At 39.5% G+C, this 25,416-nt stretch carries 26 protein-coding genes; 15 read left to right on the top strand and 11 right to left on the bottom strand.

The genetic code is table 11. The features are described 5' to 3' along the window. Positions 1-22 precede the first annotated feature (22 nt). Positions 23-922: a Dyp-type peroxidase gene (locus tag AC5NT5_RS14865; protein ID WP_182752219.1), complete on the top strand. Its 900-nt coding sequence runs from the start codon at positions 23-25 to the stop codon at positions 920-922. 7 nt (positions 923-929) lie between these two features. On the opposite strand, the gene argR is transcribed toward AC5NT5_RS14865, so the two are convergent. Next, positions 930-1,397, bottom strand: a complete 468-nt coding sequence (argR, locus tag AC5NT5_RS14860; protein WP_002957753.1) for a transcriptional regulator ArgR — start codon at positions 1,395-1,397, stop codon at positions 930-932. Between the two features lie 225 nt (positions 1,398-1,622). On the opposite strand from argR, the gene mdh reads away from it, so the two are divergent. Next, entirely contained in the window at positions 1,623-2,555 is a 933-nt protein-coding gene (mdh, locus tag AC5NT5_RS14855; protein WP_494513879.1) for a malate dehydrogenase, read from the top strand. Between the two features lie 85 nt (positions 2,556-2,640). On the opposite strand, the gene ispB is transcribed toward mdh, so the two are convergent. Beyond that, entirely contained in the window at positions 2,641-3,612 is a 972-nt protein-coding gene (ispB, locus tag AC5NT5_RS14850; protein ID WP_024596483.1) for an octaprenyl diphosphate synthase, read from the bottom strand. Between the two features lie 422 nt (positions 3,613-4,034). Here ispB and rplU point away from each other — a divergent pair, with 422 nt between their 5' ends. The 7 genes from rplU to AC5NT5_RS14815 all read left to right on the top strand — a co-directional run bounded on the left by rplU (position 4,035) and on the right by AC5NT5_RS14815 (position 8,874). Then, the gene (gene rplU / locus AC5NT5_RS14845) at positions 4,035-4,346 is read left to right on the top strand and encodes a 50S ribosomal protein L21 (protein WP_002957748.1); all 312 of its coding nucleotides are present in this window, start codon (positions 4,035-4,037) and stop codon (positions 4,344-4,346) included. Between the two features lie 16 nt (positions 4,347-4,362). Beyond that, entirely contained in the window at positions 4,363-4,620 is a 258-nt protein-coding gene (rpmA, locus tag AC5NT5_RS14840; RefSeq protein ID WP_002957747.1) for a 50S ribosomal protein L27, read from the top strand. Positions 4,621-4,758: 138 nt separating this feature from the next. Next, complete coding sequence (gene cgtA / locus AC5NT5_RS14835) at positions 4,759-5,916, top strand: Obg family GTPase CgtA (RefSeq protein WP_002957746.1); 1,158 nt, start codon at positions 4,759-4,761, stop codon at positions 5,914-5,916. 73 nt (positions 5,917-5,989) lie between these two features. Then, positions 5,990-6,481 (top strand): type 3 dihydrofolate reductase, encoded by a 492-nt coding sequence (gene folA, locus AC5NT5_RS14830; protein WP_138489689.1) that lies wholly within the window; start codon positions 5,990-5,992, stop codon positions 6,479-6,481. Positions 6,482-6,559: 78 nt separating this feature from the next. After that, on the top strand, positions 6,560-6,937 hold the full coding sequence (locus AC5NT5_RS14825; RefSeq protein ID WP_024594810.1) for a DUF3718 domain-containing protein: 378 nt from the start codon (positions 6,560-6,562) through the stop codon (positions 6,935-6,937). A 448-nt stretch (positions 6,938-7,385) separates the two neighbouring features. Next, complete coding sequence (galU, locus tag AC5NT5_RS14820; RefSeq protein WP_024594811.1) at positions 7,386-8,270, top strand: UTP--glucose-1-phosphate uridylyltransferase GalU; 885 nt, start codon at positions 7,386-7,388, stop codon at positions 8,268-8,270. Positions 8,271-8,400: 130 nt separating this feature from the next. Continuing rightward, positions 8,401-8,874: a peroxiredoxin gene (locus AC5NT5_RS14815; RefSeq protein ID WP_024594812.1), complete on the top strand. Its 474-nt coding sequence runs from the start codon at positions 8,401-8,403 to the stop codon at positions 8,872-8,874. A 105-nt stretch (positions 8,875-8,979) separates the two neighbouring features. Here AC5NT5_RS14815 and AC5NT5_RS14810 read toward each other — a convergent pair whose 3' ends face one another. Then, positions 8,980-11,106, bottom strand: a complete 2,127-nt coding sequence (locus AC5NT5_RS14810; RefSeq protein ID WP_494513880.1) for a S8 family peptidase — start codon at positions 11,104-11,106, stop codon at positions 8,980-8,982. 328 nt (positions 11,107-11,434) lie between these two features. On the opposite strand from AC5NT5_RS14810, the gene AC5NT5_RS14805 reads away from it, so the two are divergent. Further along, positions 11,435-12,619: a BaiN/RdsA family NAD(P)/FAD-dependent oxidoreductase gene (locus AC5NT5_RS14805; protein WP_024595536.1), complete on the top strand. Its 1,185-nt coding sequence runs from the start codon at positions 11,435-11,437 to the stop codon at positions 12,617-12,619. A gap of 2 nt (positions 12,620-12,621) precedes the next feature. Here the strand turns inward: AC5NT5_RS14805 and AC5NT5_RS14800 are convergent, their stop codons facing one another. The 4 genes from AC5NT5_RS14800 to coaBC form a co-directional block, all read right to left on the bottom strand. Continuing rightward, positions 12,622-13,725: a GGDEF domain-containing protein gene (locus AC5NT5_RS14800; protein WP_494513881.1), complete on the bottom strand. Its 1,104-nt coding sequence runs from the start codon at positions 13,723-13,725 to the stop codon at positions 12,622-12,624. A gap of 251 nt (positions 13,726-13,976) precedes the next feature. Continuing rightward, complete coding sequence (locus AC5NT5_RS14795) at positions 13,977-16,745, bottom strand: S9 family peptidase (protein WP_494513882.1); 2,769 nt, start codon at positions 16,743-16,745, stop codon at positions 13,977-13,979. A 140-nt stretch (positions 16,746-16,885) separates the two neighbouring features. Further along, positions 16,886-17,473, bottom strand: coding sequence for a nucleoid occlusion factor SlmA (gene slmA / locus AC5NT5_RS14790; protein ID WP_494513883.1), 588 nt, complete (start codon positions 17,471-17,473; stop codon positions 16,886-16,888). 111 nt (positions 17,474-17,584) lie between these two features. After that, complete coding sequence (gene coaBC, locus AC5NT5_RS14785; protein ID WP_182682539.1) at positions 17,585-18,778, bottom strand: bifunctional phosphopantothenoylcysteine decarboxylase/phosphopantothenate--cysteine ligase CoaBC; 1,194 nt, start codon at positions 18,776-18,778, stop codon at positions 17,585-17,587. Positions 18,779-18,922: 144 nt separating this feature from the next. Between coaBC and radC the strand changes: the two genes are divergently transcribed. The 3 genes from radC to rpmG all read left to right on the top strand — a co-directional run bounded on the left by radC (position 18,923) and on the right by rpmG (position 20,275). After that, the gene (radC, locus tag AC5NT5_RS14780) at positions 18,923-19,597 is read left to right on the top strand and encodes a RadC family protein (protein WP_024590645.1); all 675 of its coding nucleotides are present in this window, start codon (positions 18,923-18,925) and stop codon (positions 19,595-19,597) included. Between the two features lie 274 nt (positions 19,598-19,871). Continuing rightward, on the top strand, positions 19,872-20,108 hold the full coding sequence (rpmB, locus tag AC5NT5_RS14775) for a 50S ribosomal protein L28 (RefSeq protein WP_004335549.1): 237 nt from the start codon (positions 19,872-19,874) through the stop codon (positions 20,106-20,108). Positions 20,109-20,119: 11 nt separating this feature from the next. After that, on the top strand, positions 20,120-20,275 hold the full coding sequence (rpmG, locus tag AC5NT5_RS14770; protein WP_004335545.1) for a 50S ribosomal protein L33: 156 nt from the start codon (positions 20,120-20,122) through the stop codon (positions 20,273-20,275). A 202-nt stretch (positions 20,276-20,477) separates the two neighbouring features. Here the strand turns inward: rpmG and AC5NT5_RS14765 are convergent, their stop codons facing one another. Further along, positions 20,478-21,404, bottom strand: coding sequence for a manganese-dependent inorganic pyrophosphatase (locus tag AC5NT5_RS14765; RefSeq protein WP_004335532.1), 927 nt, complete (start codon positions 21,402-21,404; stop codon positions 20,478-20,480). Positions 21,405-21,522: 118 nt separating this feature from the next. On the opposite strand from AC5NT5_RS14765, the gene AC5NT5_RS14760 reads away from it, so the two are divergent. Both AC5NT5_RS14760 and mutM read left to right on the top strand, forming a co-directional pair. Beyond that, a complete protein-coding gene (locus AC5NT5_RS14760; RefSeq protein ID WP_494513884.1) occupies positions 21,523-22,038 on the top strand; it encodes a hypothetical protein in 516 nt (171 codons plus the stop codon). After that, positions 22,038-22,847, top strand: a complete 810-nt coding sequence (gene mutM, locus AC5NT5_RS14755; RefSeq protein WP_182671411.1) for a bifunctional DNA-formamidopyrimidine glycosylase/DNA-(apurinic or apyrimidinic site) lyase — start codon at positions 22,038-22,040, stop codon at positions 22,845-22,847. Before AC5NT5_RS14760 ends, mutM begins: the two co-directional genes overlap by 1 nt. Positions 22,848-22,916: 69 nt before the next feature. Here the strand turns inward: mutM and AC5NT5_RS14750 are convergent, their stop codons facing one another. Genes AC5NT5_RS14750 through AC5NT5_RS14740 form a run of 3 tightly spaced genes read right to left on the bottom strand, consistent with a single transcriptional unit; the run spans position 22,917 to position 25,416 of the window. After that, a complete protein-coding gene (locus AC5NT5_RS14750) occupies positions 22,917-23,417 on the bottom strand; it encodes a DUF3299 domain-containing protein (protein ID WP_494513885.1) in 501 nt (166 codons plus the stop codon). Between the two features lie 14 nt (positions 23,418-23,431). Beyond that, positions 23,432-24,721 carry an ABC transporter permease gene (locus AC5NT5_RS14745; RefSeq protein WP_494513886.1) on the bottom strand — a complete coding sequence of 430 codons (1,290 nt, stop codon included), beginning with the start codon at positions 24,719-24,721 and terminating at the stop codon, positions 23,432-23,434. After that, positions 24,718-25,416, bottom strand: a complete 699-nt coding sequence (locus tag AC5NT5_RS14740; protein WP_188161446.1) for an ABC transporter ATP-binding protein — start codon at positions 25,414-25,416, stop codon at positions 24,718-24,720. The genes AC5NT5_RS14745 and AC5NT5_RS14740 overlap by 4 nt, the downstream gene beginning before the upstream one ends.

The following is a 25,416-nucleotide window of genomic DNA, read 5'->3' as shown; positions in this document are numbered from 1 at the left end:
TCTGTAAAACTAAGGAATAACAATGGCGCAAGCGCAATCAGGGATTTGTGCTGAAGCAAACTTACACGGTTTGCACTTATTTTTTAATGTGTTTGATGGTCAAGACGAATCACTTCGCGCAAAGTTAAAACAAGTAAGCGCTATAGAAGAAGAGTTTAGCGATCAATTTTCAGAATCAATGCTCTCTTGTATGGTTGCTATTGGTGCGCAATACTGGCCGCATATCCTCCCTGAATACATTCCAAGCGAATTACAGAGCTTTCCCAATATAACCCATAGCGATCACCAAATGAGCGTACAACCGTGCGATTTATTTGTGCAAATTCGCTCTGACCGTGAAGATGTTAACCATTTATTTGCGCTGCAAATTTTAAAATTATTTGCCCCTGATGTTGAGCTGGTGGAGCAAATTCGGAATTTTCGCTTTTTAGATGGTCGTGATTTTAACGGTTTTATTTATGGTGGCGACACCGCACATGGAAGAAAAAAGCGCGCTACGGCTTTAATCAGCAACCCTGGTAGCTTTGAAGATCAGGGGAGCTATATTCATGTTCAGCGTTATAAACATGATTTAACTATGTGGCAGCATTTATCATTGAGTGAGCAAGAGCAAATAATGGGACGTACGCGTCTTGATAACACGCTAATTACCCCAGCGATCGAAACCAGCCATGCTTCGCGAAGTGAGCTAAAAGACGAACACGGACAACCGCTACTATTAAATCAAAGCATGCCTTATGGCGACGTGTATGAGCAGGGAATGTTATCAATTACATGCGCTTGTACGGGCACCGCATTTGAAAAAGTACTTAATAGTCGTTTAGGGGAAGGGGATTGCTACGACCACTGGCTTGATTTTACTCAAGCCGATATGGGATCTGCTTTCTTTGCACCTTCAATAGGGTTTTTAAAACAAATTTAGTTTGCTATTAAACTGTATCAAATAAAATGCGAACACGTTCAAGTGTTACATCTATTTCAGATATTTTAGCAGGAGCGATAAAAATAGTATCGTCGCCTGCAATTGTTCCTAGTACGCCATCTGCTTTACCTAATGAATCTAATAAACGTGCAATAAGCTGAGCAGCACCTGGGCTGGTACGAATGATGATCATCATTTCGTTGTGCATAATGTCGATTACTAATTGGCGTAATGGGCTTTTAGCCGTAGGTACACCCATTTCAGCAGGTAAGCAGTAAACCATTTCTTGTTTGGCATTACGTGTGCGTACAGCGCCAAATTTACTTAACATGCGTGATACTTTACTTTGGCTTATATTGTCAAAACCTTGATCTTTTAACGCATCAACTATTTCGCCTTGAGAGCCAAAATTTTCTTCTTTTAATAGTGATTTAAATGCTTTTACCAGTGCTTCTTGTTTATCTTGTGGTTGCATAGTCTTTATTCGTTTTTGTTATTTATGCCGCAAATTCTACACAAAAATGAATAATTATGCAGCAGTTGTTTAGTTAACTTGCCAGTTTGATGCGTTAAATCACATAAGTTTACGACTATGGTCGAAAATATACTTGAAATAGACAGGATAAATTTGTTTTTAGTCGCTAATTTCATTATCTTAAGAGCCACAAATGTTTCCTACCTCAAATTACGGAGAATTCCAATGAAAGTTGCTGTATTAGGTGCTGCAGGCGGTATCGGCCAAGCGTTGTCTTTATTATTAAAAACAGGCTTACCAGCTGGCTCTGAATTATCACTTTATGATGTTGCACCAGTAGTACCAGGTGTTGCGGTTGACCTTTCTCACATCCCAACAGATGTTAAAGTTGCAGGCTTTGGCGCAGACGATTTAAATAAAGCGCTTGAAGGCTCTGACATCGTTCTTATCCCAGCGGGTATGCCGCGTAAACCAGGTATGGATCGTGCTGATTTATTCAATGTAAATGCTGGCATCATCAAAACGTTAGCAGAAGGCATTGTTGCCAGCTGTCCTAAAGCGTTAGTAGGTATTATTACTAACCCAGTAAATGGCACAGTTCCAATTGTTGCTGAAGTATTCAAAAAAGCAGGTACTTACGACGCTAAACGCGTATTCGGTATTACTACGCTTGACGTTATTCGTTCAGAAGCATTTGTTGCTGAACTTAAAGGCGTAGACGTAGCAACTGTAAAAGTACCAGTAATTGGTGGTCACTCAGGCACAACTATTCTGCCTCTACTTTCTCAAGTTGAAGGTGTTTCTTTCACTGATGAAGAAGTTGCTGCACTTACTCCACGTATCCAAAATGCGGGTACTGAAGTTGTAAATGCTAAAGCAGGCGGTGGTTCAGCTACGCTATCTATGGGTGCTGCTGCAGCTCGTTTTTGTATGTCTTTAGTTAAAGGCCTACAAGGTGAAGAAGTTGTAGATTACGCTTACGTTGCTGTTGAAAATGGCGATGCAGAGTACTTTGCACATCCAGTACGTTTAGGTAAAGACGGTGTAGAAGAAATTCTTTCTTACGGCGAACTAAGCGCATTTGAAACAAAAGCAAAAAATGACATGCTTGAAACTCTGAAAAAAGACATCAAAGAAGGTGTTGATTTCATGGCGTAATAGCCGCTTTAAGCAACAAAAAAGCCTGCATTTGCAGGCTTTTTTATTGCTCAGAATTAATGTCACACTGTGTAACTAGTTAAAACTAGTGGTCGCGGTCAACCGCAATACGGGCAAGGCTTATAAGTGCTTGCTTATAGTCAGACTCAGCTAAAAAGTCTAAACAGGCAATGGCTTTTTCGGCCTCAAGCTCTGCTTTTTGCATTGTAAACTCAAGCGCATTAGTTTGTTTTAGTGCAGTTAAAATTTCCTCTAAATGCTCCATACCATTACTGTGCTCTATTGCATCACGAATAAGCTGTGTTTGCTGCTCGCTACCATGTTGCATAGCATAAATAAGCGGAAGGGTTGGTTTGCCTTCAGCTAAATCATCGCCAATGTTTTTACCTAGCTGCTCAGCATCTGCATTGTAATCGAGTACGTCATCTACTAGTTGAAACGCAGTACCTAAATGCATACCGTATAGGTTTAGTGCATCAAGTGTCGCTTGGTCTTGCTCTGTGATAATGGCAGCAAGGCCTGTAGCTGCTTCAAATAATTTAGCCGTTTTAGAGTAAATAACCTGCATATAGCTGGCTTCAGTCGTATCTGGGTCATTGCAGTTCATCAGCTGCAATACTTCACCTTCAGCAATAATGTTTGTTGCATCGGCAAGTACTTGCATAATCTGCATTTTTCCAAGGCCAACCATAAGCTGAAATGAGCGAGTGTAAATAAAGTCACCAACCAATACGCTAGCAGCATTACCAAATTCAGCATTTGCTGTAGGCGTGCCACGCCGTAAGTTTGATTCATCTACAACATCATCATGCAATAGCGTTGCTGTATGGATAAACTCAACAATTGTTGCAAGTGTTATGTGATCTTTACCCTGATAACCGAGCGCTTTGGCTGCTAAAATAGCCAGCATTGGACGAACGCGTTTGCCGCCACTGCTAACTATATATAAACCAAGCTGATTAACTAACGCCACATCTGAGCGCATTTGCGCATGTATAAGTTGATTGACGTCATTCATATCGCTTTCGATTAACGCCTGGATAGCTTTTATATCCATTGATCTCCGAGCCAATTTTTATGTGTGAACGGCGCAGATTGTACAACAAAAAATGCACTAGCTCGATATTTTGTGACGATTGATTGAAAAAACACTATTAAAGTACTTAATTTAGACTGAATTAGCCAAGATAACTGATTAATTGATAATCAATATACAGTTTATGGTGTGCTTAGATATTGAGCTGTGAGGGTCATATTTGAGTACATTAATTTATTTCGGCTAAGAGTTAAAAAGCGCTTGGCAAAAGGGCCAATTAATATAAAATGGGGTAAATATTGAATTGCTCTCAAAGCAGCTACTTTTTATTCATTTTAATTACAAAATAGGCTTGCTAGTTATTTCGCGTTAGCGTAAACTTCGCGCCCTATCGAAGAATATTTTAGTTGCGCCGATTTGAGGGTGCACAGACGGAGTTAATTATGTACGCGGTTTTCCAAAGTGGTGGTAAACAGCATCGTGTGACTGAAGGTCAAACGATTCGTCTTGAAAAATTAGACGTTGAAACTGGTGCGGCAGTAGAATTTGATTCAGTACTTTTAGTTGCTGATGGTGAGAAAATCGAGATCGGTGTACCGTTCGTAAACGGTGGCAAGATAACAGCTGAGGTTGTTTCACATGGTCGCGGTGAGAAGATTAAGGTTGTTAAATTTAGACGCCGTAAGCATTCTCGTAAGCAAATGGGCCATCGTCAATGGTTCACTGAAGTTAAAATCACTAGCATTAGCGCTTAATTAGAGGTACTTAGAAATGGCACATAAAAAAGCAGCTGGTAGTACTCGTAACGGTCGCGATTCAGAAAGCAAACGCCTAGGTGTTAAGCGTTTTGGTGGCGAATCAGTTCTAGCGGGTAGCATCATTGTTCGTCAGCGTGGAACTCGTTTCCACCCTGGTACTAACGTAGGTATCGGTAAAGACCACACTATCTTCGCAAAAGCAGATGGTAAAGTTCAGTTTGAACAAAAAGGTCCTTTAAACCGTAAATACGTAACTATCGTAACTGAGTAATCAGTAAGGTAGTTAAAAACCCCGCCTTTGCGGGGTTTTTTGTTTTGTAGTCAGCCAATATATACCCAAGCCTGCATTTGTGCTGGCTTGGGTATATAATAGAGTTATTAAACAAGCCAATCCCTAAAGTGAGTAATCATGAAGTTTGTAGATGAAGTAGAAATTCGCGCAGAAGCTGGAGACGGTGGCAGCGGCATCGTGTCTTTCCGTCGTGAAAAATATGTTCCAGATGGTGGACCAGACGGCGGTGACGGTGGAGACGGTGGTAGTGTTTATCTACAAGCTGATGAAAACTTAAATACCTTAATTGATTATCAGTTTGAGCGCTTCCATAGAGCTGAACGTGGTACTAACGGTCGTAGCCGTAACTGTACAGGCCGAAAAGCTGATGACTTATTTGTTATGGTGCCTGTAGGCACGCGCATCATGGATGTTGATACCCAAGAGGGACTTGGCGATTTAACGCAACATGGTCAACGAATTTTGGTTGCAAAAGGTGGTTTCCACGGCTTGGGGAATGCGCGTTTTAAATCAAGTACTAACCGAGCACCTCGTCAAAAAACATTAGGCACACCAGGTGAAGTACGTAACTTAAAATTAGAGTTACTATTATTAGCTGATGTTGGTTTACTTGGATTACCAAATGCCGGTAAATCTACGTTTATCCGCAGTGTATCTGCAGCAAGACCAAAAGTAGCTGATTACCCATTCACGACGCTTATTCCTAATTTAGGTGTAGTACGTCCTGAAGCAAATAAATCATTTGTTATAGCCGATATTCCGGGTCTAATTGAAGGTGCATCTGATGGCGCAGGCCTAGGTATTCGCTTTTTGAAACATTTAGAGCGTTGTCGTGTGTTATTACACATTATTGATGTAATGCCGGTAGATGGTTCAAACCCTGTTGATAATGCGTTTTCGATTATTAACGAACTGCACCAATACAGCCCTAAATTAGCTGAGAAGCCACGCTGGTTAGTATTTAATAAAATAGATTTATTACCAGAGGATGAAGCAAAAGCGTTATGCGAATCGATTGCAGAAGAGCTGGGCGAAACTGAAAATATCTATCACATTTCAGCAATTAATAAACTTAACACTCAACCATTAATCCACAACATAATGACACTACTTGATAGCATGCCTAAAGAGAAGTTTGTACAAGTGGAAGATGAAGAAGTTGAATTTAAGTGGGATACCTATCATGAAAAAGCCACTAAAGGTAAGGGCAATGATGATGATTGGGATGACTGGGATGAAGATGATTACGACGTAGAAGTTGTCTACGAGCGTTAATTAAATAGAATTTACTAAAAAGGAGCTTATGCTCCTTTTTCTTTGTTTAAGAATAAAGTACTAGGTGTTTATTATGATAATTTCAATGATAGCAGCAATGGCAAATAACCGTGTAATTGGTCTAGATAATAAAATGCCATGGCATTTACCTGCAGATCTTCAGCATTTTAAAAAGGTCACTACGGGTAAGCCTGTGATCATGGGTCGTAAAACTTTTGAGTCTATAGGCCGTCCATTACCTGGGCGCCGTAATATTATTATTACTCGAAACAGCGAATATACTGCACAGGGTATTGAAGTAGTAACTACGCCAGATGCCGCATTAGAACTCGTTGCTACTGCTGAAGAAGTAATGATTATTGGTGGTGGTAATATCTATGAGCAATTTTTACCAAAAGCAGAGCGCCTGTATCTAACTTTTATTGATTTAGATGTTAAAGGCGATACACAGTTTCCTGATTACAATAAAGTTGCTAATTGGTACGTGAAAGAAGAGCAAGAAAACCATCCGGATGACAAGAATTTATCTAGTTATAAATTCGTAACTTTATATAAAGAACGTTAACATTATTGCGTAAATTTTGATAGATTGATATAATATTCGATAGTCTATATAAGAACAAAGTATTATAAAGGGTTTGTCATGTTTAAATTACCAAAGCTAGTTGCACTTACTGCCGTTGTAGCTGTTAGTTCGTTTTCGTATACAGCACCTGTAAATGCTGAAGATCAATTAGCAGTATCTATTTGTGAATATATTGCGGCAGACGATAAAAACCGATTACGCAGCAAGCTTAAAAGCTCTCGTGTAAAAATTCGTAATATTTATGATGCAGTACAATGTAATGGTAATAACTTATTACGTCATGCTGTTGCTAGTAATGCAGTAGATACTGGTGAGTATATAGTTAAAAACTTATCAAAAAGTGCGTTAACAGATGGTGCTGATATTGCTTGGGCTGAAGGGAATTTTGCCAGCTCACCGCTTATTGCAGTAATTAAAGAGCGTGCAGGTCTTTAATTATAAAAAGGTTTTGTAACGCGACCTTTAGTTAGAAATTTATTGGTCTGGGTTTGTTATTTATAGCAACCCCGGGCTTTTTTCGTTTAGCTAATGTAATCTCACCCCATAACAAAATCATTAATAAACTTCATAACTTACCTGCTCATTTTAAATAACCAAAAATGTAGAGTCTCTGTTTAATAAACAGCTTCAAATTTACTTCTTCAAAAGAGGTAACTTTATTCAGCTGGTATCTATTTTGTATCTGCTAGTTTGTACCAATACGCAATAATACTTAATTATTTTGCGGGGCTAAATGTGTCGCACCTGTGTTAAAAAATTCTCATTTAGAACAACTAAGTAGCGAATTTTTTGCCTAGCTATCAAGACGTTTTTCCATCCTAAAAATAGATCACTTAATTAAGTGAATTGATATTATTTACAAACTTAATCACTAAGGACAGATATGAAAGCTGTAATTCCAGTAGCTGGCTTAGGGACGAGAATGCTCCCTATGACAAAAGCTATCCCAAAAGAAATGCTCCCAATAGTCGATAAGCCTCTAATTCAATATATTGTCAGCGAATGTGTGTCCGCTGGTATTAAAGATATTGTGTTAGTTACGCATAGCTCTAAAAATGCAATCGAAAACCACTTTGATACAAGTTATGAACTAGAAGCGACTCTTGAGAAGCGTGTTAAACGAGCTTTATTAGATGAAATTCGCTCTATTTGTCCAAATGATGTAACTATTATGAGTGTACGCCAAGGTGAAGCTAAAGGGCTTGGACATGCTATTTTATGCGCTAAACCAATAGTTGGTGATAACAACTTTGTTGTGCTCCTGCCAGATGTGATACTTGATGCCTATACTGCGGATCAAGAAACTGAAAACTTAGCGGCCATGATTAAACGCTTTAAAGAAACTCAAGCAAGCCAAATAATGCTTGAGCCGGTAGCTAAAGAAGACGTTAGTAAATATGGTATTGCTGATATAAACGGTGTTGAGTTAATGCCAGGTAAAAGTGCTGCAATTAAAGCAATGGTTGAAAAACCTGATGCAGATTTAGCGCCTTCTAATCTAGCTGTTGTAGGGCGATATGTACTGAGTAAGAATATTTGGCCTCTACTTGCAAAAACGTCTGTAGGTGCTGGCGGTGAAATACAACTTACAGATTCTATTGACGCATTAATGGCACAAGAAACCGTTGAAGCATTTCATATGAGTGGTCGCTCTCACGATTGTGGAGATAAGTTAGGTTACTTAAAAGCAATTGTTGAGTACAGTCTGCGAGATGAAAAGCTAGGTAATGATTTTTCAAGTTTTATAAATGATTTGAATTTACCTTAATACAGCGCGTATTCTTCGTTCTATGGTAGGCTATTTTGAGCTACTAAGTTAGCCGTACTTTTTATACCTAGTAGTAGGCTACGTAGTACGATTGTTACTTATTCTGTATTAATCTTTTCAAGGAATTACCATGATTGAGCAAGGCCAAGAATTACCAGCAGTGACGTTAACGCAATTAACTGACGACGGTATGCAATCTCTTACAAATAAAGAATTGTTTGAAGGTAAAAAAGTCGTGTTATTTGCAGTACCTGGTGCGTTTACTCCAACGTGTTCAAATGCCCATTTACCTGAGTTTATTACCCTTGCTGATAAAATTAAAGCAAAAGGTGTTGATGCTATTTACTGTGTATCTGTTAATGATGCATTTGTTATGAAAGCATGGGGTGACTCACAAAACGCGCAAGAAATTACAATGCTTGGGGATGGCGATGGAAGTTTCACTAAATCGTTAGGGCTTGATAAAGATACTGCTAGTTTTGGTGGTATACGTTCAACGCGCTACGCTATGATTATTGAAAATGCGCTAGTAACTGGTTTATTTGTAGAACAAGACAAAGAGTTTGTTGTAAGCCGCGCAGAATCAGTATTAGAGAAGCTATAACAGTAATAAAGTGTAGATTTTAGCTTTAACTAATCAGCTAGTTATTATTGAAAAAACCGATGTTGGAACAACATCGGTTTTTTTATTAAAGACTCAAACTTTAAATTACGGTTGGTATTGCCCGCTAAGCGTTAAACCAGAGAAAGTGCTATAAGCGTTAACGCTTAAGTGCCAAGTACCTGCTTGTGGATTAGTAAATGTACATGTTTCTGCATTGCCATTTTTATAAGGGCGGCAATCGTATGAGCTTGCTGTTGGTTGGCTACCGTATTTTACAAATAAATCAGCATCGCCACTGCCACCCGATGTTGTTACTGTAAACGTACTCATTCCAGCTGGTACATCTAACGTGTAATGTTTCCACTGCCCAGTATTGGCTGACACATCGCTTATAGTGCCGCCGCCTGCTTGTGGAGTACCTGAACCGCCACCCGATGATGAACCACCAGTAATATTACCTACCAAGCTAACAGCTGAATACGCAGAGTAGCCGTTAAGCATTACGTGGTAAGTTCCCGCAGTAGGGTTATCAATAGAACACTCTTCGCTATTACCGCCTTTATATGGACGACAATCATAGGTAGTAGTTGTAGGTTTACTGCCTGCACGTACGTATAAATCAGCATCGCCAGTACCACCACTCATAGTGAATGTTACGTTAGTTGCACCGCTTGGTACTGTCATCGTGTAAAATGCTTGTGCATTTGCAGCCCCACTTAAACCTGTTTTAGCTTCACCATTAATAAGCTCGCTATCGCCACCTGTAGGTGGAGTAGTGCCGCCACTTGCTGCTGCAACAGCTGCGGCTGCATCAACAATACCCGTACCACAGCTAGTACATGTCGCAGGGAACGAACGGGTAGTTGATTTTAAAATACTTTCTATTTCGTCAGGCGTTGCATCTGGCTTTGCTTGCTTAATAAGTGCCGCAACACCTGCTACGTGGGGCGCAGCCATTGATGTACCCTGTGAAAAGCCATAGCTGTCGCTTGAAGGTGTAGACGAACCTGAATTGTAAGTTGATAGAACGCCTTCAGAGTCGTTTGCAAAGCTTTGAGCGCCACCTGGTGCTGCAACATCAATATTGCTACCGTAGTTTGAGTAATAAGCTCTGCCGCCATTACGGCCCACTGAGGCTACGTTTACTACACCGTTACAGTTACCTGGATTGTAGTTTGCTGAGTTATCGTTATCGTTACCTGCAGCAATAACTACCACAGTGCCGTTACTACGTGCTGTATTAATTGCATTTTGAGTTGTAGAGCTACATGAACCGCTGCCACCTAAACTCATATTAATTACATCAGCAGGGTTTGAGTTAGCAGGAATACCTGAAACACTTCCACCAGATGCCCAAATAATACCGTCTGCAATATCAGAGGTTAAACCACCACACTTACCGAGTACACGAACAGGCACTACTTTTGCGTTATAAGCTACGCCTGCAACACCTTCACCGTTATTGGTTACCGCAGCAACTGTGCCGGCTACGTGCGTGCCATGCCAGCTAGAGTTTTGTGCACCGTTAGTGCCACATTCATTCGCAGCAACTGCATCACCTGGATCACGTGCATCGCTATCGCGACCACCACCGTCATTAGCTACCGAAAGGTTAGAGATCATATCGTAACCCGGTAAAATATTAGCGTTTAAATCAGCATGAGGGCGGTAGCCCGTATCTAGTACAGCTACAACTACACCGCTACCCGTTGCGGTATCCCATGCGGTCGGTAAGTTTAAACCACCGGCTTGCTCGTAGTAGTGCCATTGGTCATCAAAACGTGGATCGTTAGGAGTTGAAAACGGCTTTAGCATTTGATCCACTTCAATGTATTCCACATTGCCAGAATCAACCATTTCTTGCATAAACTCTTGAGCTTCTGCCGCACTTAATTTTTTATCAGCACGCATTACGTGATGATTATTAAGTGCCATTGCACGAACGTATTTTGCTTTTACTTTGCCTTTTTTAGAAGCGAAGTTTTTAACAAAGCTTTGTGCGCGCTTTTTCATGCTAGCTGGGCTTGCGTCTGCAGTTGAGAGGCTCGCCATTTCGTTATTATTTTTATATTTAATAATGAACTGAGTTTCGAAACCGCCTTGGCTTTGTAGTTTAGCCGATGTTTCAGCCATTGAACTTGAAACTGATTGAGCCATGCCAGATGTTGCAGCAAAAAGCGTACTAACTGTAATTGCAATTGCGCATCTTTTAAAAGCTTTACTTGTTGTCATAATTATCCCTAGATTTTTATTTATTATTTCGTGATGTAGGATCACGATGCGGGAACAAAAGTAAACGATCTGTTAACTAGATTAAAATATCAATTTATTATGTACCTCTTTCATTTAGTTATAACTCAGGTTTTTAGCGGTTTACTCGTTGTTTAGTATTTGTCATATAAATTAAAAATAAGTATAAAGGGTTGGTTTATTGTGCGGGTAATTATTCCCGACTTATTACTGATGCGTTTTTGTTGTGTTATTGCTAATAATTTAAATGCTACGTTGTTAGCTATCAAACTTTGCTATAATCGGAAAAATTTTTTAGTAGGGTAAAATAATGAGTCAAGTAGATGTAATTGTAATAGGTGCGGGAGCAGCAGGATTAATGTGTGCAGCGCAAGCTGGATACCGTGGCCGAAGCGTTACAGTACTTGATATGGGCAAAAAACCAGGTCGTAAAATTTTAATAAGTGGTGGTGGGCGTTGTAATTTTACAAATGAAAACGCAACCCCTGATAACTACTTATGCGCAAATGCTCATTTTGTTAAATCATGTTTAAGTCGCTATACACAGCATGACTTTATTGAGCTGGTAGACAGACATGGCTTGGCGTATCACCATAAAACACTAGGTCAGCTTTTTTGCGATAACAATGCACAAGACATTGTTGATATTTTACTGACCGAATGTGAGTGGGCTGGGGTAAATATAAAACTACGCAGTGAAGTGATCAGCGTATCAAAAACCGAAACCGGCTATAGCGTTACCACAGAGCAAGAAACCTTAAGCTGTGAGTCGTTAGTTATAGCATCAGGTGGCTTAACTATGCCAAAACTAGGGGCTACACCAATAGGTTATAAAATTGCAGAGCAGTTTGGCTTAAGCGTGTTACCAACTATGGCTGCACTTGTGCCGTTTACTTTGCATCAGCATGATAAAGAGCGTTTTGAAGGGCTCTCGGGAATTAGCATTCCTTGTGAAGTTTCAAGCGAAGACGGCACCGTATTTAAAGAAAACATCCTCTTTACTCACCGAGGGTTATCGGGCCCAGCAATATTGCAAATAAGCTCATTTTGGCGAGCAGGGCAGGCTGTAACTATAAACCTATTACCTGAAATTGATTTAAGGCAGCAACTTGCTGATTGGCGAGAAACGCAAGCACAAAAGTCGTTAAAAAATAGCCTTGCGACTATTTTACCTAAACGCTTTATAGAAATACTGCACGAAAGCAAAGCGATACCAGATTGTAATATTAATCAGCTTACCCATGCTCAAATAAATGAGTTAGTAAATTATATTCATGCGTGGCAAATTAAACCCAATGGCACAGAAGGTTATAGAACAGCAGAAGTAACATTGGGCGGTGTAGATACTGACGAGTTGAGCTCAAAAACCTTTGAAGCTAAAAAAGCTAAAGGCCTATACTTTATAGGCGAAGTAACTGACGTAACAGGTTGGCTTGGAGGCTACAACTTCCAATATGCGTGGAGCTGTGGATTTGCTTGTGGGCAGCACGCTTAAGTTTAGGCTATAAACCCATTTAAGTAAGTTGATTGAGCGATAACGGTTGAATCGTTATCGCTAACACATACTTTATTGCGTCCATTATTTTTAGCCTTATATAGCGCTGTATCAGCCCGCTCCAGTAGTTTTAGCACTGTATCTTCTTTTTGTATCGTTGCTAATCCAATACTTATAGTAAATGCTACATTTGTAACTGTGTTTTCGGCAATATACTTTCTCAGGTCATCGGCTTTTTTAGCGCTATCATTTAAAGAGGTGTTGGATAAAATAATAGTGAATTCTTCTCCACCCCATCGCGCAATAAGTGCGTCATTTCCCATACGGCTTTTTAATATTTTTGCAAATTCAGTTAGCACGTTATCACCAACCAAATGCCCGTAGGTATCGTTTATATTTTTGAAGAGGTCTATATCGCAAATAAGTAAGCAATGTGAGGTTTTAAAAACGTCATTTTTAGCAATTAACTGTGATAATTCAAAATCAAATTTTTGCCTGTTATAAAGCCCCGTTAACTTATCGGTTTCTGCTAAGTGTTGAATTTCTAAGTTACGGATAGATAATCGAGTGTATGCCGAAAACCGTGTTTTTTCGTAAAACCTAAAAATTAAAATATGAGCAAGGCTTACTTCTATAAGATTAAATAAAGAGCCTAAGCCAATTGTTACAGTTTGCTGTTGTTGTAAATACACAAGATACGCACAAATAGCAAAAGCGACTGCACTAAATAGGCTTCCCCAGTTTCTTCCAACTAAAAAAAAGCTAAAAGGCGGGATTAACGTCGCCCAAAATAAAGAATGCGCATGCCCACCTACAGAAACCACAAACATCATTATTAAGCTAACGACCATAAGGGTAACAGCCCACGCTGCTGCATTTACGTTGGCTGTTTTATTAAACCAAGTATAAATACCTAACGATATCGTAAGTCCTAAGGCATCAATTAAAGCAATGTCATAGCTTTTAAAATAAAAAAGATTGAGGAGTGTTAAAACTAAAAAGTAACATGTAGTTATTAGTAAAGAGTGGGCTATTAAGCGAGTACGCCAAAAATCCTTATGGTCTTTTGGGTATTGTGGAAACTCTTTGTACCAAAAACCTAGCATAATGAACGACTCTTTAGCCTCTGAATTTAGTGATTATTACTTATATTAGGCTTTTATTATAGTTTTTTACTTTGATTAAAACGCTTATATACGGTGGTGTTTATAAAAGTTTAAAGATCATTACAGCATTTTTCAAAGGTATGAAGGACTAGGTAGTGACTGATTACTTAAATGTAATATGCCTCGCCTTGATTTAATTGACGCAGAGCTCGCCGTTATCGCTTACGTAGAGCTCTGAATAAATGCTATATCTACTCCTCTATAAATGCTTCGCCTTGTGTCATCCACTTTGCAGCTGGTTTGCCTTTTAAGTAATGATCAAAGTACTGCATCATACGTACTGAAAAATCGACCTGATTAGGAAACTTTTTCAAGTGGTGTGGTTCACCTTCGTATTGTAAAAAGGTTGCATCTTTACCAGCGCGGCGAAGTGCTAAGTAGTACTGCACGCCTTCGTGCCAAGGCACTGCATCGTCTTTATCGCCAAACATAATTAAAATAGGGGTATTTACTTTATCTGCAAAAAACACCGGTGAGTTTTCTATGTACAGTTCTGGTGCTTCAAATAAGTTTTTACCTATACGGCTTTGCCCTGTTTCGTATTGAAACTGACGAGCAAGACCTGATTTTAAACGTATGCCACTATAAGCACTGGTCATGTTTGATACTGGCGCGCCAGATACAACCGCTTTAAACATATCTGTTTGGGTTATCATAAACGCACTTTGATAGCCCGCCCAAGAGTGACCTTGTAAACCTATTTTATCAGGGTCGGCTATGCCTAAATCTATTAATTTTTGGGTGGCGTTTATCATGGTTTGCGTTGACGATTTACCCGGGTGACCTATTTCAAAACGAATATCAGGTAAAAATACCGCATAACCGTTTGAGGTAAACATAGGGAAATTAGGGCGATGGTTTAATTCCATTTTTGGAAAATCAAACATACGCTGGCTCATGTAACGGTAAAAATACACAACCACAGGCACTTTATCGCCTTTTTTATATCCCGCAGGTTTTATTAGTACGCCTTGTAAGTCTTCGCCATCAAAACCTTTATAGCTTATCAGCTCTGGCTTTTCGCCCCAGGCAAAATTACTAATTTGTGGGTTTAGCGTGGTCACTTGTTTTGGTGAACTAAAGCTAAAATCTGTTTGGTAGTAATCAGGAAATTGGCTATAAGTTTGCGAGGTAAATAAGTACTTGTCAGCCTTTTTGGCTTTTTTAACCATATCAAAGCGTTTATCACCGCTAAGCACCTTAGTTAGTGTGTTAGTGGTTAAGTCGAGCTTTGCAACTTCGCTTTGTTTAGTTTGTAAGTTAATAGCAGAGACAAGTAATGTATCGCCTTTTTTAAAGCCCACTCTGGTTTTATCTAGCTTAATAACACGGTACTGCGTATTGCTTTGCTTACCATTAGTTAGGCGTTTAGCTTGCTTAGTTTTTACATCAAACGCCCAAATATCGTATTTACTATAAGCAAGCACTTGGCTGCTATCGGTCATCCAACCTGCAAAACCATAACCAGGTTGAGTAGATGGGTAGTCGTGTTTATCATCAGCAAAGGTTGCCTGAATCGCTTTTGTAAGCGGTGTTACTTTATTATTTTTTAAATCTTTTAACTGTATTTGGCTATCGCTAAAATAAGCAGCAAACTCACCATTAGGGGCAAGGCTCGGTCTAAACGGGTAGTTACTTATAATTGGAGTTTGTTTACCGGTATTTATATTTACTGCAAAGTAATCAGCAAAAAAACCGCCGTACATTATTTTTTCTAGGTAGGGGATGTTAGATGAGCCAAGTAAAGACACATCTCGCTGAGGGTTTAGTGCAACCTCGGGCATGTTTGGTGTACTAAGTTGCGCAACTTTTTGCGAGTTAACGTGATACACCGCACTGTAATGGCGATTTTTATTAACTTCGTTCCATTGCTGCTCTTCACGTGGTTTTATTTGCGCATCGTTGTTGTGCCATACATTAAGACCTTTGTGTTCACGTATGGTATCAAAGTCGTATAGTGAGGCTTCGTCGGTATATTCTTTAGTTTTTACTTTGGCTGTCAATTTAGGGTGGTTTTCAAAATATAAGCGCTCGCCATTTTCTGACCATTCAAGGGTGGCTGTTTTCCCTAACGTCCATGCTTTATTAGGTGAATCTATAGTTGAGAGCTTCTCGTTTTTATATAGCTGTAAAGTGTAGCTTCGACGGCGGGTGTCATCATTTACATAGTTACCCAATGTAAACGCTGCAATATTGTCAGTGGGGTGCCACGCTATTTTATTTGCCATTACGCCCGGTTCATCAATTAATACGCTGCTATTAAAGTCACTGAGCTCAATTAACGCTATTTGGTTGTTATTACCATCGCTGTAACTTTGACTCACTAATAGCTGGCTGTTAGCTGAGTTAATAGCGTAGCTAAATACGTTTTCTATTGTATGGGTGCGTTTATCAGATAAATTTACGATAACAAGCGCGTAGCTCTTATCTTTTTTATCGGGCGTGATAGCGTTATCTTCTTCGTTTTTAGTGCTATCGGTTTTATCTTCTACTTTTGCGTCATCGTCTTTTTTATTTAAACGATAAGCAAGCCACATACCGTCATCAGATAACGTGTAATCTTTTACATCAGCAAAGCTTTGTTGGGCACCTGATTGTGTGTTTACGAGTACCAGATTGTTTTTAAGTGTGTCTTTTTCTTTGGTTGTTTCTTTTTCAAGTAAGGTAGGTACTTGTGTAAAAGCGACCCAGTTAGCGGCTTTATTAATATGAGGCTTAGTGCCGCGTTCTACTTCTGCGATGAGTGTATTGCTTTGTAGTGAGTAAACTTGACCAGTTGCATTTCCACGATACGGCGTTGCACTAAAAGTGAGTACTTGACCATTGTCAGATAGTTGTGTGCTTTTAGCTGATTTAAAACTAAATACGTCTTTAAATTGTAGCGATTCTTTGGCGTGTATGCCGGTGCTAGTTAAGCTGGCAAAGAGTGCCGTGCTTAATAAGGTGAGTTTTGTTTTCATTATTGATTCTCGTATTATGACATTGTTTCATTGTAACGAGTTTGGTTCATAATTCGAGCGGATCAGATAAATGGCAGCTACATACGACAAAACGACCCGCAGGTCGTTTTTTAGTATTTAATTTATTAATTTAGCAAACATTACAGCCAAATTTTTTGTAGCTCAAGCCATTGTTTTTCAAATTGAACACTTGGTTTTGCTTTAAAGTCGCTACGTACAAACTGATTCATTTTGCCTTCAACGTAGGCAAGTAAAAAGTTTGCAAGTGTAAGCTCATCACTTTGAAAGTTTTTACCTTCACGTAATTTGCGCTCACGAAGCACTTGTTTAAACTGAGTTTCTAGTTTTTCAAACAAGGTTTGTACACGTTCGCGTAAACGTTCCTGCTCACCTTGCAGAGCATCGCCCGTTAAAATACGAGTAATACCTGGGTTTTTTTCAGCAAAGGTTAAAAGTAATAATAGAATGTTATAAATGCGCGTTTGGCTTTCTTTTTCGTTTTCAATAATAATATTTATACGAGATAAAAGGGTATCTTCAATAAACTCAATTAAGCCCTCAAACATACGCGCCTTGCTCGGAAAATGACGGTATAGCGCGGCTTCAGACACACCCACCTCAGCAGCTAGTTTTGCTGTAGTGATGCGTTGCCCTAAATTAGTTTCTAACATTTGTGCGAGTGCTTGCAGTATTTGCTCTTTGCGATTAGTTCTTTTTGTCGCAGGCATGAACATTCCTTTTTATTAGTTATTCTTAGTGGCGCAGTTAAGAACCCTAGTCATTTTTTGTTCAAATGATTGGCGTATGTTAATGTTTTATTCAGTTTGTTTCCAGCCTTTTTATAGATGTTTAGCCAGCTGTTCGATCACCTTGCGAGCTATTTCTATTTTACTTGTTGTTGGTAATTCTAGTTGTTCATTGTGCCAGTACAGTGTTAAAGCATTATGATCGGAATTAAACCCTAAGCCACTTTTTGATACGTCATTAGCGCAAATCATATCTAGATTTTTATTTTGTAGTTTACCTTTAGCATAGCTTTCTACATTTTGAGTTTCGGCGGCAAATCCAACCGTATAAGGGCGGTTTTGTGTAAGGTTTGCAATAGCTGCAATTACGTCAGGGTTTTTAGTTAAAGTAAGGGTGAGTTCGTCGCCTTGCTTTTTCATTTTTTGAGTCGCAATGTTTGCAGCTCGATAATCCGCAACAGCAGCGCAACCTATAAAAGCATCAGATTGTGGTGCATAGGTAAGTGACTCAGTTAATAGCTCCTCAGCGCTTTCTATATTGATAAGGTTTACGCCAGTAGGGGCTTTTATAGTGACAGGGCCCGAAATTAAATTAACCTTAGCACCGAATTGCAAAGCGGCTTCTGCCAGTGCATAACCCATTTTTCCAGAGCTGTGATTTGATATAAAACGTACCGGATCGAGAGGCTCTCGCGTTGGGCCTGCCGTTATTGTAATTGTTTTTCCTGCAAGTAATTGCGGTTGCTCTTTTGCTGTACATAGTGCAACTAGCTCATGTGGCTCTAACATTCGCCCAGCGCCGATATCGCCACAGGCTTGCTCACCTTTACCTGGGCCCCAAAGAAGTACGTTACGTGCTTTTAATGTGGCTAAATTTGCTTGTGTAGCTGCGTGTGCATACATTTGCTGGTTCATGGCTGGTGCTACAGCTACTTTTGCAGGCGTTGCTAGCAGTAACGTCGTTAGTAGGTCGTCAGCAATGCCGGCTGCCATTTTTGCAATAATATTACAGGTAGCTGGGGCAACTAAAATTAAGTCAGCCCATTTTGCAAATTCAATATGCCCCATTGAAGCTTCAGCAGAAGGGTCTAGTAATGAGTCAGAGACTGTTTCCCCACTAACGGCTTGCATGGTCAGTGGTGTAATAAAGTGTTTAGCTGATTCAGTCATAACTACTTTTACTTCACAACCAGCGTCTTTTAATCGCCTAACGAGTTCTGCGCATTTATAAGCTGCAATACCGCCGGTAATACCTAGTACAATTTTTTTGTTTGTTAAGTTAGTCATGAATGTTCATCAGTTTTTATTAAATATTGGGCTTAAAATAACAAATCTTTACCCGTACAGCGAAGTTTTTTAATTCGAAATAACAGGCTAAATTTTAAATTTGCATTACATTTATAAGACACTTTCGCCTCTCAAGGATGAACAATGCAACTTACTTCACTTCCAAACTCACTTCGACCTCGTGAAAAACTCATCTCCAAAGGAGCTAAAGCGCTTACTGATGCTGAGCTCCTTGCCATATTTTTACGAACAGGGTTACCAGGAATGAATGTAATTGAGTTGGCTCAGCATCTATTAAATGAAAATAAAACCCTACATAATTTGTTTAATGCCAGTATTGAGGAGTTTTGCTCTCAAAAGGGGTTAGGGACCGCTAAGTATGTGCAGCTACAAGCTGTATTAGAGCTAAGCCAACGTTATATGCAGGAGCGTTGCCAACGAGATGCAGTGTTTAATTCGCCAAACTCAGTTTATGACTATCTAACAATTCAAATGCGAGGCTTGCAACAAGAAGTATTTATGGTGTTATACCTAGATAGCCAAAATAGATTAGTAAAAGACGAAATACTTTTTTATGGCACAATTAATTCTGCCAGTGTTTATCCGCGTGAAGTGGTAAAGGCTGCCCTTAAAAATAATGCAGCCGCTGTTATTTTTGCGCATAATCACCCAAGTGGTATTGCAGAACCGAGCCAAGCAGACAAACTTATTACGAATAAATTGCAGCAAGCACTGCAATTGGTCGACATAAGTGTGCTCGATCACATCATTGTTGGTGGAGAAACCTGTGTTTCGTTTGCCGAGCGAGGCCTGATTTAGCTTTGTTAGACACATAAGTGTGTTAAAAATGAGCTGTTTAACGTGTTTTGGCAAATTAGTTTAATTTAAATGCAGTTTTTACTTTCCCTAAGGGCATTCGATCTTTATAATTAGCCGCTATCAAATTTACATATATGAGCTGATTGGATAGATCAGTGTTTGATCTTTGCCTGTAAAAGCTGTATAAAGAGCGCCCTTCGATTTATCTCTAGGGCGGAAATACACGGCCTTAGATTAAATTAAGCTCGAGCGAAGTTATTGGAGATATATAGACATGTCTAAAGTATGTCAAGTTACAGGTAAGCGTCCAGCGGTTGGTAATCACCGTTCACACGCGAGAAACGCGACTAGACGTCGTTTCCTACCTAACCTACAAACACACCGTTTTTGGGTTGAAAGTGAAAAACGTTTTGTAACATTACGCACTACTACTAAAGGTATGCGTATTATCGATAAAAAAGGCATCGACACGGTTCTTACAGAAATCCGTGCTCGCGGCGTTAAAGTTTAAGGATCTGAATCATGCGCGATAAAATCCGTTTAGTTTCAACTGCCGGTACTGGTTTTTTCTACACTACTGACAAAAACAAACGTAACATGCCTGAGAAGATGGAAATCAAAAAGTTTGATCCAAAGATTCGTAAACATGTTCTTTTTAAAGAAGCTAAAATTAAGTAATTTTAGTTCTTCTTTTAGAATTTAAAAACCCAGCTTAGGCTGGGTTTTTTGTTTTTAAACTATGATTAGCGAATTGACATAAAAAAACCTCGTTGGCATAACCAACAAGGCTTTTAAATCAAAAAACGTTATACCAATAGCATTAAATTAGTGATTTATTTAATGCGATAAAATAATCATGTTTTTAATAAAATTGGTGTCATTAGATTTTTGTGAATGCATCTTGTAGTGGTGGTACTACTTGCTTTTTACGGCTCAGTACACCATCTAACCATACTTTATCATTCTCTGGTTTTACACCGTAAGCCTGCTCAACTAAGTTTGCATCGTCAGATACAATTAGCATTTCTGAGCCTTCTTTCATTATATCGGTAAGCAGTAAAAATACAGAGTGGCGGTTGCCCTCAACTTTTAGCTTAGCAATATCGGCTGCAAGGTCTGCTTTAATATCGTCAAAAACAGCAAGGTCGATTACTTCTAGCTGGCCAATGCCTACTAGGTTACCGTTCATGTTGAAATCTTTAAAGTCACGCATTACTAAATCACGTGCTGGTGTGTCTTCTACCGCAGATTTAACGCGGAACATATCCATACCAAGCTCTTTAAAGTCTTCGATGCCTGCAATTTCAGCTAGCGCTTCAACGCATTTAATATCGGCTGTGGTACATGTTGGCGATTTAAATATAACTGTGTCGCTTAAAATTGCACACATCATGATACCAGCGATGTCTTTAGGGATTTCTACGTTGTAGAAGTCATACATCATTTTAATAATGGTGTTTGAACAACCAACAGGACGAATCCAACATTCAAGCGGAGTCGATGATGTTAAGTCACCTAGTTTATGGTGATCTACCACACCAACAACGCGAGCTTGGTCGATATCATCAGGCGCTTGTGTTTTTTCTGTGTGATCTACAATATACACATCTTCACCAGCGTAGCTTAACTTAAGCTCTGGTGCTTCAAAACCAAATCTATCAAGAATAAATTGAGTTTCAGGTGAAACTTCACCAAGACGAGTTGGAATTGCTGGCTCATCAATTTGGTTTTTTAAATAAGCCAGTGCAATTGCACCACAAATAGAATCTGAATCTGGGATTTTATGGCCCACTACATACATAGACATTGACGGAACTCCTTTAAATTTGTCGATATTCTAACAAAGTCTGCGGCCTTTAACATATAGACAGCGCAATTAAGTTTTAGTTACACTTTAAAATCTTGAATTTACTAGGTGTATTTATATGCGACTGGGCCGTAAAGGTTGGAACAACGTTATAATATTTTCGATGTTGATTATGATCTTCTTTTTAAATGGCTGGCATAAGCAATTTTTAGGAGGGGAGGATAAACCAGCGTTACAAGCTGTACTCCCCCAGCAAAGTTTTGTACTGACACTGCAATTTGTTGATCAAAAAATTGAGCGAATAGGAACAAGTTGGCGTACAACACCACTACAAAAAGATATACCGCTCGTGTGGAAAGCGTCTGAGCAGCAGCTTAGTGATTTAGTTAACCAATGGCAAAGCGCGGCGCTAATGGGGGTTAATGAGTCTGTTGTTTTTAATCCAAATGCACCTTTATACGTTGCTACATTTGAGTTAGCTGGCGAAAGTATGCCGTGGGTTTATTTGCTCTACAAAGGCGATGGACAATATTATTTACTCGAAAAGAGAAGCCAGCGAATACTCGCACTCGATTTAAAAACTGCTCAGCAGTTATTCCCTAGTTTTGATTTTCCACAAAGTGAGTCTAATTAATGCCTGAATTACCAGAGGTAGAAGTGAGCCGAATGGGCATCACTCCCCACGTACAAAACCAAGTTGTTACAAAGGTAAATATTTACAATGCCAGTATGCGCTGGCCTGTGCCCGATGATGTGTATCAACTTGAAGGGCTAATTGTTACAAGTATTGAACGACGAGCTAAATATTTACTTTTACATTGTGAGCTTGGGAGCACTATTTTACATTTGGGTATGTCGGGCAATTTGCGGGTTGTAGATAAAAGTGAGCCTTTAAAAAAGCATGACCATGTAGAGTTTATTTTTGGCAATGGTAAAGCACTGCGCTTAAACGATCCTCGTCGTTTTGGTTGTTGCTTATGGCAAGAGCCCGGTGAAGTGCATAAGCTACTCTCTAAGCTTGGTCCTGAGCCGCTTACCGATGATTTTTTTGCTAAACGCGTGTACGAACAATCGCGCAATAAAAAAGTACCGGTAAAGCAGTTTATTATGGATAACGCAGTGGTTGTTGGTGTTGGTAATATTTACGCGAATGAATCATTATTTAAAGCGGGTATACATCCAAAGCGAGAAGCCGGAAAAGTATCGCTCAAACGCTATCAAGCACTTATCCCTATTATAAAAGACACACTTGCAGCGGCTATTACACAAGGTGGTACAACGCTTAAAGACTTTGCACAAAGTGATGGTAAGCCTGGGTATTTTGCTCAAGAGTTATTAGTATATGGGCGCAAAGGCAAGCCATGTATGACGTGCGAAAACAAATTAGAAGAGATTAGATTGGGGCAGCGCAGTACTATTTTTTGCTCAAATTGCCAAAAGTAGTTATTTTAATTTTACCGACTCTAAATTTAATGATATTTAAGGGCCAGCTTTAAAAGCGGGCCCTTTATTTTAAAGCTCGAACGGTGCTACACCGACTGCCTTCATTTTATATCCTACCTGCGCGATTTCGCCCGACCATGTTTCTGTGCTTATTATTCCGGTTACAACGATTGCGTCGTACAGACTATCTATAGGCACACCACCTTTAATTGTTACATGGACTATTTGATTTGGCGGTGGTGGTGGTACGTGTATACAGGCGCCAAAATAAGGCACGAGTAAAAACTCAGTAATGACTTCGCTATCGCCCTCAAGTGGCACAACAAAACCTGGCAAACTTACCGATTGACCATCAAGCGCTTTTACCACTGGAGCATCTAAATCGGGTTGCACCCAGTTTTGATCGCTGCCTTCGTGATTAGCTTGTGCTTGAGTGTCTATTTGCATATGACCTTTGGGAATTAAGTCTTCCCAAAAAATTTCTTTTGGTGGATTGGCATGGCTCGCTACGCTTATAAATAATAAGCTAATAGCAGCAATGTATTGAAAAGCTGTCTTAAAAAATGTCATAAAATACCTAAAAATTATGCTTTTATACTCATGCCATCGCTGAGTGAATAAAAATAAGCGCGAGTAGCGGGTATTAAGCCAATAATAAAACCTGCGGCCATAATAACCCCGATTAAGCCCAGTTCATAGTAAGAGAGCATTGTGATATTTACGCTTATACCAGCATGGCTTTGTAAGTAACCGCCAGCTGAAAAAATAACTAAGTAATAAAGCGCACTACCTACTAGGCAACCAAGTAAAGTTGTCAGTAATGACTCAATACTTATAAGTGTAAATAAATGCCAAGGGCGAGCGCCTACTGAGCGCAATATAGCAAGTTCGCGACGTCGCTGGCTCAAGTTTGCAAGCAATGTTGTTAACATGCCAAGTAAGCTTACTAACACGACAACAGCTGAGAATAGCAATAGTATTTTTTCTACTATGGCGAGCACTTCCCATAACTCTTTAAGTGTTACGGTTGGCATAATGCCAAGTAAGGCTTCTTGCTTATATTGATTTATATTTCGCCTAATTTGTAATGTGTACAAAGGCGAATTAAATCCCATTAAAAATGCTGTAATTTGCTTTGGATGACCAACTAGGTTGTTATGTTCGTCATGCTCATGCTCATGCTCATGCTCATGCTCATGCTCATGCTCATGCTCATGCTCATGCTCAAGGCTCGCTTTACCGCCGTGAATTAAATCGATTGCAGCCAAAGGAATATGCAGCGTTTTATCAACTGGCGTGCCTGTAGGGTTTAAAATGCCGACGATTTTAAATGGATTATCGTCATGATGATGAAAACTCGTGTTCCCCATGCCGTGCGATATAACAATAGAGTCGTTAAGTTTGTAGCCTAACTTATTAGCGACTTCACTACCTAGCACCACTTCGTTAATTGCGGCAAAAGGGTGGCCTTTGTTAAAGGTTAAATTTTGTTTTTTTGCAAAGCGATAATGGCTAAAGTAATCAAGTGTTGTGCCTAGTACCGCTTGGCCTTTATGGCTGTCGCCTAGGCTTATAGGTATGCTCCATTTTACGCCTCGCTGACTTGTTATGTATTGATAACTTTTCCAACTTACGCCGTTATTAGTATGGCCAATTCTAAATACTGACGAAAGCAGCAACTGTATATCGCCGGTACGCGCACCAACAATTAAATCAGTGCCCGAAATAGTATTACTAAAACTACTTTTAGCATCAATTCGTACGCGTTCAATACTCAAAAGTAGCATTACACTAATTGCGATAGTAAATAATGTAAGCAGTACACTTGCGCGGCGATTTAATAAGCTTTTGTAAGCAAGTTTAGCGAGAATCATACCTGCTCCTGCAAATTTATAAGATCAATGGAGCGGTTAAATAAAGGCTTTAGTGTTTCATCGTGGCTCACAAATACCAGCGTACTATTAGATAACTTTGCTTGTTCAAACAGTAGGTTTATAAAGCTTTCACGGTTATTTGTATCGAGTGCTGATGTGGGCTCATCGGCAATTATTAGTTCAGGGCTGCCTATAAATGCGCGAGCGGCAGCAACGCGCTGTTGCTGTCCAATACTCAGTGTCGCTACATCTTTATGGTGATACTGGGCAGTAAGGCCTAAAGCATTTAATAACCGTATCGCTTCTTTTTGTAAGGCAGAGTTTTTATTTGATGATTGCTTTAATATTTTTTGTTTTCGGTTTTTTGAAAACTCACACCCAAGCGTTATATTTTCAATAGGAGTTAAATAAGGAAGCAGGTTAAAGTTTTGAAAAATGTAACCAATGTGATCCGCTCTAAAAACATCACGGGTGGTATTGCTTAATTTAGTTAGGTTTTGGTTTAAAATTGATACCTCACCGCTGGTGGCTGTATTAATGCCAGCAAGAATCGCTAATAAGGTCGATTTACCTGAGCCACTAGGACCGTGTAAAAAAATATGCTCACCTTTTTCTATAACTAACTCTTTTATGTTGAGCGCGGGTGAGCTATCGCTTTTATGCCACTTAAAAGTTACGTTTTTCAGGTTTATCAT

It is taken from the genome of Pseudoalteromonas sp. J2K-J599 (assembly GCF_059295115.2).
Note: the sequence above shows the minus strand (reverse complement) of the source record. Positions and strands in the feature narration are given on the sequence as shown.

Coding starts and splice junctions, on each gene's coding strand:
- AC5NT5_RS14865 (WP_182752219.1), top strand. CDS start 23: ATGGCGCAAGCGCAATCAGGGATTTGTGCTGAAGCAAACTTACACGGT.
- argR (WP_002957753.1), bottom strand. CDS start 1,397: ATGCAACCACAAGATAAACAAGAAGCACTGGTAAAAGCATTTAAATCA.
- mdh (WP_494513879.1), top strand. CDS start 1,623: ATGAAAGTTGCTGTATTAGGTGCTGCAGGCGGTATCGGCCAAGCGTTG.
- ispB (WP_024596483.1), bottom strand. CDS start 3,612: ATGGATATAAAAGCTATCCAGGCGTTAATCGAAAGCGATATGAATGAC.
- rplU (WP_002957748.1), top strand. CDS start 4,035: ATGTACGCGGTTTTCCAAAGTGGTGGTAAACAGCATCGTGTGACTGAA.
- rpmA (WP_002957747.1), top strand. CDS start 4,363: ATGGCACATAAAAAAGCAGCTGGTAGTACTCGTAACGGTCGCGATTCA.
- cgtA (WP_002957746.1), top strand. CDS start 4,759: ATGAAGTTTGTAGATGAAGTAGAAATTCGCGCAGAAGCTGGAGACGGT.
- folA (WP_138489689.1), top strand. CDS start 5,990: ATGATAATTTCAATGATAGCAGCAATGGCAAATAACCGTGTAATTGGT.
- AC5NT5_RS14825 (WP_024594810.1), top strand. CDS start 6,560: ATGTTTAAATTACCAAAGCTAGTTGCACTTACTGCCGTTGTAGCTGTT.
- galU (WP_024594811.1), top strand. CDS start 7,386: ATGAAAGCTGTAATTCCAGTAGCTGGCTTAGGGACGAGAATGCTCCCT.
- AC5NT5_RS14815 (WP_024594812.1), top strand. CDS start 8,401: ATGATTGAGCAAGGCCAAGAATTACCAGCAGTGACGTTAACGCAATTA.
- AC5NT5_RS14810 (WP_494513880.1), bottom strand. CDS start 11,106: ATGACAACAAGTAAAGCTTTTAAAAGATGCGCAATTGCAATTACAGTT.
- AC5NT5_RS14805 (WP_024595536.1), top strand. CDS start 11,435: ATGAGTCAAGTAGATGTAATTGTAATAGGTGCGGGAGCAGCAGGATTA.
- AC5NT5_RS14800 (WP_494513881.1), bottom strand. CDS start 13,725: ATGCTAGGTTTTTGGTACAAAGAGTTTCCACAATACCCAAAAGACCAT.
- AC5NT5_RS14795 (WP_494513882.1), bottom strand. CDS start 16,745: ATGAAAACAAAACTCACCTTATTAAGCACGGCACTCTTTGCCAGCTTA.
- slmA (WP_494513883.1), bottom strand. CDS start 17,473: ATGCCTGCGACAAAAAGAACTAATCGCAAAGAGCAAATACTGCAAGCA.
- coaBC (WP_182682539.1), bottom strand. CDS start 18,778: ATGACTAACTTAACAAACAAAAAAATTGTACTAGGTATTACCGGCGGT.
- radC (WP_024590645.1), top strand. CDS start 18,923: ATGCAACTTACTTCACTTCCAAACTCACTTCGACCTCGTGAAAAACTC.
- rpmB (WP_004335549.1), top strand. CDS start 19,872: ATGTCTAAAGTATGTCAAGTTACAGGTAAGCGTCCAGCGGTTGGTAAT.
- rpmG (WP_004335545.1), top strand. CDS start 20,120: ATGCGCGATAAAATCCGTTTAGTTTCAACTGCCGGTACTGGTTTTTTC.
- AC5NT5_RS14765 (WP_004335532.1), bottom strand. CDS start 21,404: ATGTCTATGTATGTAGTGGGCCATAAAATCCCAGATTCAGATTCTATT.
- AC5NT5_RS14760 (WP_494513884.1), top strand. CDS start 21,523: ATGCGACTGGGCCGTAAAGGTTGGAACAACGTTATAATATTTTCGATG.
- mutM (WP_182671411.1), top strand. CDS start 22,038: ATGCCTGAATTACCAGAGGTAGAAGTGAGCCGAATGGGCATCACTCCC.
- AC5NT5_RS14750 (WP_494513885.1), bottom strand. CDS start 23,417: ATGACATTTTTTAAGACAGCTTTTCAATACATTGCTGCTATTAGCTTA.
- AC5NT5_RS14745 (WP_494513886.1), bottom strand. CDS start 24,721: ATGATTCTCGCTAAACTTGCTTACAAAAGCTTATTAAATCGCCGCGCA.
- AC5NT5_RS14740 (WP_188161446.1), bottom strand. CDS start 25,416: ATGATAAACCTGAAAAACGTAACTTTTAAGTGGCATAAAAGCGATAGC.